Below are 12,696 nucleotides of genomic sequence, written 5' to 3'. Positions count from 1 at the left end.
AGACTTTACGAATCGTTCAACAATCCGTCAATAGGTCACGTTGGACCTATGAGGCGGCGAACGGGATCGTGTCCGGCCGGCACGTGGCGCCCTTGGCGGGCAGTGTGCCGTCGACGAGGTAGCGGGACGTCGCGGTCACCACGCAGCCGGACTGCTGGGCCGCCACGTGCCCCCACCCCTCGTTGATCAGCAGGCGGCTGCCGGGCAGCATGTCGTGCACGCGCTGCGCCGACCACACCGGGGTCGCCGGATCGAACCTGCTGCTCAGGATGAGCACGGGCTCTCGGGTGCGGGCGTCCCACGGCCCCCGGTGCCGGAGCTTGTTCTCGCTGTGCCAGGGCACGCAGGGGCTGTTCTCGTACGCCCGCAGCGTCCCGAACGGCGCCGCGTCCCGGTCGCGTTCCGCCGCGAGCCGCTCCAGCGCCCGGGCACTTCGCGGCCCGTCCGTCTCACCGCAGGTCACCGCGTGGTAGGCGGCGATGATCGGGCTGGTGTACGGCGTGCCGCCGATGCCGGCCTGCTGCAGCAGCACCACGTCGGCCGCGAGGGCGGCGCCCGCCGGGCCGGACGGATCCTCGATCGCCTCGGCGACCGCCTTCAGGAACGGCGCCCCACCGCCCTGCTCGTTCCAGAACATCGGCTGGTACAGCCAGCTCCCGGTCCACGTCACCACGAAGGAGTAGGTGAGCGGGACGGTCGTGCCGTCGCTCGCCTTGAGCCGCACCGGCCCCCGGCGCAGCACGTCGAGAACGCGCTCGAACGCCGCCTCCGGGTCCCCGCCGCCGAACGCGCAACGCTCACCGGCCTCCTCGCACAGCCGGAAGAACTCCTCCAGCGTGCGCCTGGTGGCCACGTCGCTGCCGGTGCGGGCCGACGGCGTGGTGCCCGGCGCGCCCGCGTCCCGCCGGGTGGGGTCGAGGACGCTGTCGAAGACGAACCGCCCTGTCCTGTTCGTGAACATGTTCGCGTAGACCATGCCGAGGTAGGTGCCGTACGACTGGCCCAGGTAGTTCAGCCGGTCCTCGCCGAGGGCCGCGCGCACCACGTCGAGGTCACGGGCGATCGCGACGGTGCTGACGTGGTCGAGCAGGTCGCCGCCGCGCTCGCGGCACAGGCTCGCGTACCGGGCGTCGGCCTTCGCCCGCTGCCTGCGTTCCTCGGCCGTCACCGGCGCGTTGGACACGCCGCGGGCCAGCGCCTCGGCCTCCGCCGCGTCCGCGAAGCACCGTACGGCCGGCACGCTCCGCCCGGAGCCGCGCGGGTCGACGCCGACGATGTCGTACCTGGACAGCACGTCGGCGTTCACCGGGCCGGGCAGGGCGCCGGTGACGATGCCCTGCAGGTAGTCGACGGCCGAATATCCGGGGCCGCCCCGGTTCACCACCAGGGAGCCCGCTCGCTTGCCCCGATCCGCGGCGGGGATCCTGGCCAGCGCCAGCGTCACCGTCCGGCCGCGCGGGCGTGTGTAGTCCAACGGCACCTCAGCGGTGGCGCACTGTAACCGCGGCGCGTCGGCGCACGCCGTCCACGTCAGCTCCGGCACCCGTACCCCGGGCACTCCCCCGGCGGGGATTTCGCGGGCCTGCGCCACGGCGGCCATCGGCGGCGCGGTGGCCACGACCATCGCCAGCGACGCCAGCAGTGTTCCGGCAAAACGCCATTTCATGCTCGCTTCTCCCGTCTCCGTTTCCCGCCGTTGATTTTTCCGAGACACGTGACGCGACGGCAGTCGCCGATGTCATCAACACACATGACATCTGTCATGCGAGTTCGGTGAACTCACCGGGCGGGGGCTGCTTCAGGAAGCCTGAAGGTCATGTGTTAGGTTTCAGGCACCCTGAAGGTCATTGGGAGAAACCCATGGAAGATTTCCTGCTGTCGGTGCACGTGCTCGCCGGCATCGTGTTCATCGGAGGCTCGGCGGTCGCGACCAGCCTGTTCCCGCGCTACGTGCCCGTCGCCGTACCGGAAGGCGCCTCGCAGCCGGACGAGCGCAGCCGCGCCGTGGCCGTCGCGCTGCACCGCATCACCCGCGGCTACAGCCTCTTCGGCGTCGTCGTGCCCGCCGCCGGTCTGATCCTCGCCTTCGTCCAGGGGCGCACCGGCGAGATCTGGATCACCCTCGCCATGATCCTCACCGCCGCCGCAGGCGTCCTGCTGGCCCTGCAGGTCCATCCCCGGCAACGCCAGGCGCTCGACACCCTCGTCGACCGCGACCGGCTGCGCCCGCTCTCCATGATCGCCGGCTTCTACAACCTCCTGTGGGCGATCGTGGTCGTCCTGATGATCGTCCGCCCCGGCGCTCCCGAGGGCCTCTGATGGAACGCACCCTCCGGGCCGCGGCCGCCGTCGAGGCCGTCTCCCTGGTGATCCTCCTGGTCAACGTGTTCACCGTGCACAACGAGGCGATCACCTCACTCGGCGGCCCCCTGCACGGCTCGGCCTACCTCACCGTCATCGTGACCACGCTGCTGCTGACCCCGGCCGCCGGCACCCGCCGGCGCGCCGCCGTCCCGGGCATCGGCGGCCTGCTCGCCGTACGCCGCCTGCGCCGCCACTCCCCCGGCGACTGAGAAAGGACACCGTCATGGACGCCTACGGAAGCCTGCCGTTCCCCTGGACCACACTGACGCTGAACGCGACGACGCCGGCCTCAGCGACCAGGGCGACGGCGACCAGCGCTTCGACCTCGACGGCGCCGACCTGGCCGCCGAGTGGCTCACCGGCCAGGGGCTGCCGCCGGAGAAGGTGGAGATCGTCTGGGACGCGATCGCCCTCCACCTGTGTGTCGAGGTCGCCGCCCGCAAGCGCCCCGAGATCGCCCTGGTCAGCGCCGGCGCCGGCTACGACCTCGGCCCCGAGGGCCCCGCCCTGCCGCCCGGCTACGCGGACCGCGTCCACGCCGTGCTCCCCCGCCTGCACGCCGCCGCCGTCCTGCACGACTCCATCGTCGGCCAGGCGCTGGACAAGCCCCACAAGGCGCCGCCGTACAGCATGCCCGGGGAGCTCGTCCGCCAGGTCACCCACGGAAGCTGGCCCACCTGGCGCCAGTTGATGGAGACCTCCCCGTGGAACGACTACGCCGGCCACCAGCCCTCAGCCTGATGTCACAACCGACCCGGGCTGTCTCGTCTCACGCTCAGGAAGACGGACTCCGGAATCGGCGAGGGTGATGGTTGTGCGAGTTTTCGTGGCGGGCGGGACCGGGGTCGTGGGGCGGCGGCTGGTGCCGCAACTCGTGGCCCGTGGCCACCGGGTGACGGCGACGACGAGGGACCCGGGCAGATCGCGCCTGCTGGAGCGGCTCGGCGCCGAGGCGGTCGTGATGGACGGGCTGGACGCGGTCTCGGTCGGCGAAGCGGTGGCCGCGGCCCGGCCGGACGCGATCGTGCACCAGATGACCGCCATCTCCCCGGCCAACGCCGGCGGAGAGCCCGACTTCAAGCACATGGACCGGTGGTTCGCCATGACCAACCGGCTGCGTACCGAGGGGACGGACCACCTGCTGGCCGCGGCCGAGGCCACCGGCGTCTCCACCTTCGTCGCGCAGAGCTACGCCAGCTGGAACGGCGTCCGCGAAGGCGGATGGGTGAAGACCGAGGAAGACCCGCTCGACACGCACGCGGGCACGTCGCAGTACCCGGTGTCGGCGGCGATCCGCCATCTCGAAGCAGCGGTCCTCCAGGCCGGCGGCGCGGTCCTGCGATTCGGCGGGCTCTACGGCCCGGGCGCCACCGACGACCAGGCCGAGCTCGTGCGCAGGCGTAAGTTCCCGCTCGTCGGGGACGGCGCAGGATACGCCTCGTGGCTGCATCTCGACGACGCGGCGAGCGCGACCGTCCTGGCCGTGGAGCGGCGGGCGAAGGGCGTGTTCAACATCGTCGACGACGAACCGGCCCCGGCCCGCGAGTGGCTGCCGTACCTGGCCGAGGTCGTGGGCGGAAAGCCGCCGATGCGGGTCCCGAAGTGGCTGGCCCGGATGGTGGCCGGGGAAGTGGCGGTGCTGATGATGACCGAGGGCCGCGGCTTCTCCAACGCCAAGGCCAAGCGGGAGCTCGGCTGGCGGCCGCGCTACCCCACGTGGCGGCAGGGGTTCCGGGAAGGGCTGGCGTGAGCAGGGCTGAGGAGTTCCAGGGGCTGCGGCCGCTGCTGTTCTCGATCGGCTACCGGATCCTGGGCAACGCGAGCGAGGCCGAGGACGCGGTCCAGGAGACCTGGCTGCGTTACGAGGCCTCGCCGACACAGCCCACCTCGACCAAGGCGTTCCTGTCGGCCGCGGTGACCCGGATCTCGATCGACGTGCTGCGCTCGGCCCGCTTCCGCCGGGAGGAGTACGCCGGGCCGTGGCTGCCCGAGCCGCCGCTCACCGACCCGTACGAGGACCCGGAGCGCTCGGCGGAGCTGGCCGACTCGGTGTCGATGGCGGCCCTGTTGCTGCTCGAACGGCTCAGCCCGCTGGAGCGGGCGGTCTTCGTGTTGCGCGAGGTGTTCGGGTTCGGCTTCCCGGAGATCGCCTCGGCGGTGGGACGCTCGGAGGCGGCCTGCCGCCAGCTCGCGGTGCGGGCCCGCCGCCACATGGACGAGGGCCGCCCCCGCTTCGAGGCCGACCGGCAGGCACGCGAGAAGCTCGCCGCACGATTCTTCGACGCCTTCAAGGAAGGGGACGTCGCGGGCTGCGGGAGCTCCTCGCCGCCGACGTTCACATGGTCGGCGACGGCGGCGGCAGGGGCCCGCAGTGGAAGCCCGTCCTCGGCGCCGAGAACGTGGCCCGGGTGCTCGCCGCGATCGTCCCGCCGTTCGTCCGGATCGGCGGCGTGGTGGAGCCGCACGAGGTGAACGGCCGCCCAGGCGCGATCTTCCGCGACCGCGACGGCAAGGTCGTCAACACGCTGGCGCTCGACATGCTCGACGGCCGGATCCACACGATCCGCGCCGTGACCGACCCCGACGAGCTGGCCCGCCTCGGCCCGGTGGCCGACGCCCGAGCCGTGATCCGCGCCGCGGCCCGGTCGCGCATCGACCCCGGCTCTGTCCGGTGATTCCGATCCGTCAGGGCGACTCGGGTGTTTCGGGGATGAGCAGTCGCCGGTTGAAGGCCTCGGCCACGGCGGCGGCGCGGTCGCTCACGCCGAGTTTGGCGTAGATGTTCAGCAGATGGCTCTTGACCGTGGCCTCCGTGATGAACAGCCGGGCGGCCGCCTCACGGTTGGTGTTCCCGGCCGCCACGAGTTCGAGGACCTCGAGCTCTCGCTGGCTCAGCAGTTGCGGGGCGGGGGTCTTGACCCGCTTCATCAGCCTTGCCGCCACCGACGGTGACAGGACGCTCTCGCCCTTGGCGGCGGCCCGCGCACCGCGCAGCAGCTCCTCCCGGGGCGAGTCCTTGAGCAGGTAGCCGGTCGCGCCCGCCTCGATCGCCGGCAGCACGTGGATGTCGTTGTCGTACGTGGTCAGAACCAGGACGCGCGCGCTGACGCCGCGCCTGGCCAGCTCGGTGATCGCGCTCAGCCCGTCCATGCCCGGCATGCGCAGGTCCATCAGGATCACGTCGGGCCGGAGTTCCTGGGCCAGCCGCACGGCCACGGCGCCGTCCGCGGCCTCGCCCACCACCTCGAACCCGGGCGCGGAGGCGAACATGCTGCTCAGCCCGTCCCGCACCACGGGATGGTCGTCCACGATCAGCAACCTGATCGGTGTCATACGTGGCTCCCGGCCGGCAGAGCGGGGATGCAGGCCGAGATCCCGGTGCCGGCGCCGGGCTCGGACTCGATCCGCAGGCTCCCGGACAGCCCTTCGATCCGCTGCCGCATGATGGTCAGGCCGAACCCGCCGCCCGTGCCGGCCTCGAACCCCGAAGGATCGAAGCCCGCGCCGTCGTCACGCACGTCCAACGCCACCTCGTTCTCCAGGTACGACACCGTCACGCCGACCCTGGTCGCGTCCGCGTGCTTGGCCACGTTGGCCAGCGCCTCCTGCGCCGTGCGCAGCAGCGCGAACTCCGCCTCCGGCGGCATCGGCCGTACCGTGCCGGTCGTCGTGACCTGGACGGGAAGCCCGTGCAACTTCGACCACCGGTCGGCGACGTCGGCGAGCGCGCCGCTCAGGCGCCCGTTCTCCAGCGGCTCGGGCCGCAGCGCGTCGACCGAGCGCCGCGCCTCGGCCAGGCTGTCCCTGGCCAGCCCCTTCACGGCCTCGAACGGCCGGCGCCACTGCGGCGGCACCTCGTGCATCTGCTCGGCGGCCTGGAGCTGCGTGATGATCCCGGTGAGCCCCTGCGCCAGGGTGTCGTGGATCTCGCGGGCCATCCGCTGGCGTTCGTCGAGGACGCCCGCCTCCCTGGCCTGGGCGAGCAGCTGGGCGTGCAGGCCGGCGTTCTCGGCGAGGGTCGCCTCCAGCATCCGGTTGGCCCGGCTCAGCTCGGCGAGGGCCTGGACGCGCTGCTGTTCCTCCTTCTCTGCCAGCTGGAGGAACCAGGCGGTGCCGCACATCATGACGATGTTGGCGACGACGATGGCCGCGTAGATCGTCAGGCCGATGGCGGTCGTCTTGGGCACGTCGGACGCCTGCGCGCTGCCGGCCACGACCGCGACGACGGCCACGCCCGGCAGCCGCCACGGCCACGGCAGGATCGTGAAGGCGTAGATGTAAGGGGCGGGGGTGAACAGCCCGAACGCGGGATTCCGGGCCACCAGGACCGCGGTGATCAGCACCAGTCCGGTGAAGAACACCCCCATGATCCGTGACCGCTCCCACCAGGCGGGACGCAGCGTGAACATGAAGAGCATCCACGCCGCGGCCAGCCCGCACAGGCCGAGATCGATGAGCACGGAGTCGTCCACCGGCTGCACGATCAGCATGAGGACGACGAGGGCGCCCAGCAACGTGTACGGCACCACGGTCACCAGCACGACGGGTCGCCGGACCTGCGCCCGGATCCAGCGCCATGGAGTCTGCCCGCTCACCATCCCCGCTCCCTCCGTCCCGAGCCTATTGCCAGCGGAACCAGCGGACCGCGCCGACCGCGCACACGACCGCGTACCCCGCCAGGACGACCAGGGGCAAGGCGGACGGGAAATGGCCCTGGTACGCGTCCTGGAACGCCTGCATGCCCGCGCCGAGTGGGGAGTACTGGCTGATGTCCCGCAGCAGCGGGGGCATTTCCGCGATCGGCACCCACAGCCCGGCCAGGAACATCATGGGGAAGAACAACACCATCCCGATCGCCATGGCGACGTTACGCCCGGAGGCCAGTGCGCTGACCAGCAGGCCCATCGAGAGCAGCGCGACGGCAGAGAGCACCCAGGAGACGACGAAGCCGGTGGCGTTCTGCGGCGGCCGGACGCCGAACCCCAGCCCGGCCACCGCGAGGAACAGGATCACCGCGACGAGCGCGACGGCCAGGTTGGCCGCGAGCTGGGCGACGAGCATGCGGGCCGGACCGACCGGCGTGGTCTGCATGCGCCGCAGCACGCCGGTCTCGCGGTATCCCGCCAGCGTGGTCGGCATGGCGGTCAGTGCCAGGATGGTCAGGTTGAACAAGATCATGATCGGCACGTAGATGTCGAAGGCCATCAGGCCGCCGTAGATCTCGCGGGGCTCCCTCAGGGCGGGGACGCTGCCGAGGATGACCAGGACGATCAGCGGGAAGCCGACGCCCCAGACGGGTGTGCTTCTGTCGCGGACATAGAGCTTGGTCTCGGTTCTGACCAGCCGCCCGGTGGCGTTCAGGGCTGACACGATGACGACTTCCTCTCTCAGTGGGTGGGGCTACTTCGGGTCCAGGCGCTTTCCGGTCAGCTCGACGAACGCGTCCTCCAGGCTCGCCTGCTCGACGCGCAGCCGTTCGGCCACGATCTGGTTGCGGGCCAGGACGGCGGTGACGGCGTTGAGCGCGTTGCTGTTGCCTGTGACGATGACCAGCTCGCCCCGGCGGGTGACGCCGGAGACGTCGGGCAGGCTCGCCAGCATCCGGTCGTCCAACGGCGTGGACGGCCGGAACTGGATCCGCTGCTCGATGCGGGCCCGTTCGGTCAGGCCGGCCGGGGTGTCCACCATGACGACGCGGCCCGCGTCGATCAACGCCACCCGGTCACACAGCCGCTCGGCCTCCTCCATGAAGTGGGTGACCAGCACGATCGTGACCCCTCGGGCGCGTACGTCCTCGATCAGGCTCCAGGTGTCGCGCCGGGCCTGCGGGTCGAGACCCGTGGTGAGCTCGTCGAGTATCGCCGCCCGAGGGCTGCCGACGAGCGCCAGCGCGATCGAAAGGCGCTGCTTCTGGCCACCGGACAGCTTGGCGTACGCGGTCTTCGCCTTGTCCGCCAGGCCGAGACCGTCCATCAGCCCGCGCCAGTCGGCCGGCTCCGGGTAGAAGGAGCTGTAGAGTTCCAGCGCCTCGGCGACCTGCAGCCGCTCCGGGATCTGACCGGACTGCAACTGAACGCCGAGCAGCCGGGTCACCTCGGCGCGGTCCCGGAGCGGATCCAGCCCGAACACCTTGATCTCGCCCCGGTCCGGCGCACGCAGACCCTCGACGCACTCCACGGTCGTCGTCTTGCCGGCGCCGTTCGGGCCGAGGATCCCGAGGATCTCGCCCTCCCGAACGGTGAGCGAGACATCGTCGACCGCGACGTTGTTCCCATAACGCTTGTGGAGGTTCCGTACCTCGATCACTGGTGGCATGCGCGCGTCCTCCCGGGCTCGGCGACTTACTGCGTCCACCCTGGTACGACGGCCCTCATCCCGGCACCGACCGGCAGACGGGACCTGCCGTACCACCCGGCGGACCCCTCGACCCCACCGGAAGGCGCCGGCGATCCACCGATCGGTGGATCGCACTCCCTTTCCCGGCACGACGATGCGTTCGTCACGCGCAGGACCCCACCCTGGTCTTCTCGGACCTCCGGATCGCAGAACTCCCCGGATTTTCCACGACCGTCATGCGCCTGAAACACCGGACGGTCACCGTGGAGCGACCCCCCCAAGATCATCGGGAGGGGCCTGTCCACGCACCCGGGATCTCCTTGGGTGCCCCTTCAGTGATGGGAGCCCGGCCATTTCCACCAACCACTGGAGCTCGGCGAGTCGGAGAAGCGTGCTGGCCGCCGGTCTGGCCGCAACGATCGGGGCCGGCGTCGCCGCCCCCGCCCAGGCGTCGCCCGGCGACAAGGGCAGCCGCCGCGGTTCCAAGCCCGCGAAGTGGGACCACCACCTCAGATCCACCCCGGACAAACTCCACTGGGGCGGCTTCCCGATCGGCTGGGAGCCCGGCCTCACGATGAGGTCGGGTCAGACCGTCCACGTCGACACCCTCTCCCACCAGGGCTTCACCAACCCTGACATTCACCCGCGCGACTACTTCGGCGCCTTCGGGGTCGAGCCGGACGAGATCCTGCCCGACGGGCTGGCGTTCTGGGAGACGCTGCCCGAGCGCCAGGCCACGGGCAGACGGTACGGCGGTCACGTCCTGACCGGCCCCATCTACGTCGAGGGCGCCGAACCGGGCGACACCATCGTGGTCGACATCCTCGACATCGACACCCGGGTGCCGTACGGCTTCAACAACACCGCTCCCACCGGCGGGGTCATGGCCACGTTCTACCCCGGTTGGCGCGAGGGCGACGAGGGCCTCGACATACCCGCCGAGATCCCGCCCGACCTTCCGGCCGGCGTCTGGCCCGACGTCCGCACCCACCTCTACCGGACCGGCATGCACCGCGGTGAGGAGGTCGTCTTCTTCTCCGACGACATCATCATCCCGACCCAGAAGTTCATGGGGATCATCGCGGTCGCCTCGCCGACGGGCGAGTTCATCGGCAACACCGAGGGCGAGCCGCCGCCGGCCACCGGCGTGCAGAACTCCACGCCCCCGGGCAAGTTCGGCGGCAACATGGACGTCCGCGACCTCTGCGTCGGCACGAAGCTCTACCTGCCGGTCTTCCAGCCCGGCGCGCAGATCTTCGTCGGCGACCCGCACAGCTGCCAGGGCGACGGCGAGGTCAGCGGCACCGCCGTCGAACACTCCCTCGCCGGCACGTTCCGCATCACCCTGATCAAGAACGTGGCAACCGAGCTCCCGTGGGCCGAGACCGACGACCACTGGATCATGATGGGCATCCACTGGGACCTCGACCGCGCCATGCGGATCGCGGTCGAGAAAACCGTCGACTTCCTCGTCACCACCCAGGACCTGACCGTCCCGAAGGCCTACTCGTTCGCCTCGATCGCGGTGAACTACCACAACGCCGAGGTCGTCGACCGCACCCAGGTCGTCACCGGCTACATCCCGAAGAATGTCTTCAAACGCCGCCGCTGACCCACCGCCAGGCAACCCGCAGTGGGGTCGGCAGGCCGGGGCAGCGATCGAGGAGACGGGCGGCGGCTGCCCATCGGCGACCTCATCCTCGCCGAGGGACTCCCCGCGTCGAAGACAGCTCGCGCGACGTCCCTGAGTTGCCGTCCCCCCGGGCACGGACCTCTGCCAGGTGCTCCGGTGTCCGGTGTACCGGCAGCCCTCTACCCGGCAGATCTCGCCGTCGGCAACCGCGGCTCCAACGGCATGTCCCTCTTCATCTGCCTGGAGTGTCCGCAACGGCCGGTGGAGGCCATCGACCAGTAAACCGTCGACGGACAGCGCTGGACCGTGCTCGCAGGTGTCCGCGGCGGACCTCGTATTCTTGACCGGGTCGCCGACCGTGCGGCCGTGAAGGGAACGTCGTGCGTCGTTATTCACGTGTCGTGGTCAAGTTGAGCGGCGAGGCGCTCGCGGGAGACGCCGGTTGGGGCACCGATCCCGCCAGCCTGGCGCAGTTGGCGGATGAGATCCTGTCGGTTCACGAGCTCGGCGTCCAGGTCGCGGTCGTCATCGGCGGTGGCAACTACTTCCGGGGCAGGATGGCCGAGGGATGGGGCATCGGTCGAGCCGAGGCCGACAACATCGGCATGCTCGGCACGGTCATGAACGCGCTGATGATGCGCGGCGTGCTCACCGCACGTTCCACGACAGATGTGCGAGTCATGACCGCCGTGCCCATGCAGAGCGTGGCAGAGCCCTTCATCCGGCTCCGCGCCGACCGTCACCTGCGCCGTGGGCTGATCGTGCTGCTCGCCGGCGGGATCGGCCAGCCGTACGTCACGACGGACTATCCCGCGGTCCAGCGGGCTCTGGAGCTCGACGCGGATGCGCTGCTGGTGGCCAAGCGCGCTGTCGACGGCGTGTACGACAGCGACCCGAACGTCAACCCAGAAGCGAAGCGGTACACCAACCTCACCTACCGGGAGGCTCTGGCGGCGGGCGTGAAAGTCATGGATGAGAGCGCGTTCGTGCTCGCCAACGAGCAGCGGCTTCTCATGCACGTCTTCGATGTGGCGGCAAAGGGCGCGATGAAGGCGATCTGCGAGGGCGAGGACGTGGGGACGCGGATCACCCACGATGCGGTGGCCCCGCGGGCATGACGCGGGTGATCGAGCAATCCACGAAATCCTCAACGAGAGGCGGCAGCCCTGCGGATGAAGCCCGTCCAGAACCGCGATCCGCAGGCCCCGATTAAGAATCGCCGAGAACACTCGGATACCCCATGAACTGGGGCCCGCTCCGGCCATCGCCTCATGTCAATTGGTGCTACAAATGACCGTCTATGGGGATCTTTCGCCGCCGGAAGTTATCGCGGTATGCCAGTGAGAACATGGTCGTCGGGCGCACCTGGACAGACGCCGCTCTGGACACCGGTGTCGAGCTGGTGAGCCAGGGGCACCTTCAAGCGGGGATCGCCCTGCTCTCGGAGACTCATGACGATCCTGAGCTGCGTTCGCTGAGGACGGAAGCGCTCGGTGACGCCGCGATCGGCCGGAGCCGGGAGATCATGGAGTTGCTGGACGAGGCCGACCATCCGGCGGACGTCCTTCTGTGGCTCGGCCGTACGATCATCAATGAAGCGTGGGCCATTCGCGGCGGTGGTTACGCCTCCACGGTTGGCAGCGATCGATTCAAGATGTTCTTCGCCACTTTGTCCACCGCGCATGAGCCGCTCATGGAGGCGGCCAGACTGCGTCCGGACGATGCCGTGCCGTGGGAGTCCATGATCTGGTACGGCCTGGGCATGCAACTCGACCGGTCGGAGGAAGATGCGATCTGGGCCGAGATCACCTCTCGGTGCGACACCCTGTTCTCCGCCCATTGGGCCAGGCTCCAGGCGGTGAGCGCGAAATGGGGCGGGTCCCATGAGGACATGTTCGCGCACGCCCGTAGCGCGGTGGCGCTGGCTCCACCGGGCGACCCGCTCACGGCCATGCTCGCGTTGGCGCATCTGGAGTATCTGCTCGCCGAGGAGACCCGGCTGGTGCAGGAGAGCACCTTGATGGCCTACATGAAGTTCAGCATGGCCTACTTCTCCGAGACGGTGCTCAGCGAGTTGAAGGAGGCGGAGAGCCGCTGGACGACCGGCAAGCGATCACATGTACGAGATGTCGACGCCCACCACCTGTTCGGCGCGATCTTCTTCCAGACGAGGGACACGTACGACCTGGCCGCCCGGCATCTCTCCCAGGTAGGCAACCGGGTCGGGGAGGCCGCACCGTGGGGTTACCGCGGCGACCCGGCCGAGGAGTTCGGCAAGGCCCTGCAGAAGCTCAAGCTCCCTCTTCCCCGTTAGGACTCTCGCTGTCATGGCGGGGTGCTTGTCTGTGTGAGCCTGTGTGAAG

General features: G+C 70.1%; 15 protein-coding genes. 10 read left to right on the top strand and 5 right to left on the bottom strand.

The features are described from left to right. Window positions 1–46: 46 nt before the first annotated feature. Window positions 47–1,666, bottom strand: a complete 1,620-nt coding sequence (locus ACIBP6_RS33720) for an alpha/beta fold hydrolase (protein ID WP_397057863.1) — start codon at window positions 1,664–1,666, stop codon at window positions 47–49. A gap of 194 nt (window positions 1,667–1,860) precedes the next feature. On the opposite strand from ACIBP6_RS33720, the gene ACIBP6_RS33715 reads away from it, so the two are divergent. The 6 genes from ACIBP6_RS33715 (at window position 1,861) to ACIBP6_RS33690 (ending at window position 5,039) form a co-directional block, all read left to right on the top strand. Then, window positions 1,861–2,319 carry a hypothetical protein gene (locus ACIBP6_RS33715; RefSeq protein ID WP_397057862.1) on the top strand — a complete coding sequence of 153 codons (459 nt, stop codon included), beginning with the start codon at window positions 1,861–1,863 and terminating at the stop codon, window positions 2,317–2,319. Next, the gene (locus tag ACIBP6_RS33710) at window positions 2,319–2,573 is read left to right on the top strand and encodes a DUF3817 domain-containing protein (protein WP_397057861.1); all 255 of its coding nucleotides are present in this window, start codon (window positions 2,319–2,321) and stop codon (window positions 2,571–2,573) included. Before ACIBP6_RS33715 ends, ACIBP6_RS33710 begins: the two co-directional genes overlap by 1 nt. Before the next feature lie 175 nt (window positions 2,574–2,748). Next, on the top strand, window positions 2,749–3,105 hold the full coding sequence (locus ACIBP6_RS33705) for a hypothetical protein (protein WP_397057860.1): 357 nt from the start codon (window positions 2,749–2,751) through the stop codon (window positions 3,103–3,105). Window positions 3,106–3,178: 73 nt separating this feature from the next. Next, complete coding sequence (locus ACIBP6_RS33700; protein WP_397057859.1) at window positions 3,179–4,114, top strand: NAD-dependent epimerase/dehydratase family protein; 936 nt, start codon at window positions 3,179–3,181, stop codon at window positions 4,112–4,114. Beyond that, entirely contained in the window at window positions 4,111–4,836 is a 726-nt protein-coding gene (locus ACIBP6_RS33695) for a sigma-70 family RNA polymerase sigma factor (RefSeq protein ID WP_397057858.1), read from the top strand. Before ACIBP6_RS33700 ends, ACIBP6_RS33695 begins: the two co-directional genes overlap by 4 nt. Next, window positions 4,773–5,039, top strand: coding sequence for a hypothetical protein (locus ACIBP6_RS33690; RefSeq protein WP_397057857.1), 267 nt, complete (start codon window positions 4,773–4,775; stop codon window positions 5,037–5,039). The genes ACIBP6_RS33695 and ACIBP6_RS33690 overlap by 64 nt, the downstream gene beginning before the upstream one ends. 10 nt (window positions 5,040–5,049) lie before the next feature. Here ACIBP6_RS33690 and ACIBP6_RS33685 read toward each other — a convergent pair whose 3' ends face one another. Genes ACIBP6_RS33685 through ACIBP6_RS33670 form a run of 4 tightly spaced genes read right to left on the bottom strand, consistent with a single transcriptional unit; the run spans window position 5,050 to window position 8,679 of the window. Further along, window positions 5,050–5,697, bottom strand: a complete 648-nt coding sequence (locus ACIBP6_RS33685; RefSeq protein ID WP_397057856.1) for a response regulator — start codon at window positions 5,695–5,697, stop codon at window positions 5,050–5,052. After that, complete coding sequence (locus tag ACIBP6_RS33680; protein WP_397057855.1) at window positions 5,694–6,962, bottom strand: sensor histidine kinase; 1,269 nt, start codon at window positions 6,960–6,962, stop codon at window positions 5,694–5,696. The genes ACIBP6_RS33685 and ACIBP6_RS33680 overlap by 4 nt, the downstream gene beginning before the upstream one ends. A 22-nt stretch (window positions 6,963–6,984) precedes the next feature. Further along, window positions 6,985–7,734 carry an ABC transporter permease gene (locus tag ACIBP6_RS33675; protein WP_397057854.1) on the bottom strand — a complete coding sequence of 250 codons (750 nt, stop codon included), beginning with the start codon at window positions 7,732–7,734 and terminating at the stop codon, window positions 6,985–6,987. 30 nt (window positions 7,735–7,764) lie between these two features. Continuing rightward, window positions 7,765–8,679 (bottom strand): ABC transporter ATP-binding protein, encoded by a 915-nt coding sequence (locus tag ACIBP6_RS33670; protein ID WP_397057853.1) that lies wholly within the window; start codon window positions 8,677–8,679, stop codon window positions 7,765–7,767. Between the two features lie 412 nt (window positions 8,680–9,091). Between ACIBP6_RS33670 and ACIBP6_RS33665 the strand changes: the two genes are divergently transcribed. The 4 genes from ACIBP6_RS33665 (at window position 9,092) to ACIBP6_RS33650 (ending at window position 12,647) form a co-directional block, all read left to right on the top strand. Continuing rightward, complete coding sequence (locus ACIBP6_RS33665; protein ID WP_397057852.1) at window positions 9,092–10,312, top strand: acetamidase/formamidase family protein; 1,221 nt, start codon at window positions 9,092–9,094, stop codon at window positions 10,310–10,312. A 177-nt stretch (window positions 10,313–10,489) separates the two neighbouring features. Then, window positions 10,490–10,615, top strand: a complete 126-nt coding sequence (locus ACIBP6_RS33660) for a hypothetical protein (protein ID WP_397057851.1) — start codon at window positions 10,490–10,492, stop codon at window positions 10,613–10,615. Window positions 10,616–10,713: 98 nt separating this feature from the next. Beyond that, window positions 10,714–11,451 (top strand): UMP kinase, encoded by a 738-nt coding sequence (gene pyrH, locus ACIBP6_RS33655; RefSeq protein WP_397057850.1) that lies wholly within the window; start codon window positions 10,714–10,716, stop codon window positions 11,449–11,451. 230 nt (window positions 11,452–11,681) lie between these two features. Beyond that, entirely contained in the window at window positions 11,682–12,647 is a 966-nt protein-coding gene (locus ACIBP6_RS33650; protein WP_397057849.1) for a hypothetical protein, read from the top strand. The last annotated feature ends 49 nt before the right edge of the window (window positions 12,648–12,696 follow it).

It is taken from the genome of Nonomuraea terrae, from assembly GCF_044465245.1.
Lineage (GTDB): Bacteria > Actinomycetota > Actinomycetes > Streptosporangiales > Streptosporangiaceae > Nonomuraea > Nonomuraea terrae.
This window is presented reverse-complemented; position numbering and strand designations above follow the sequence as displayed.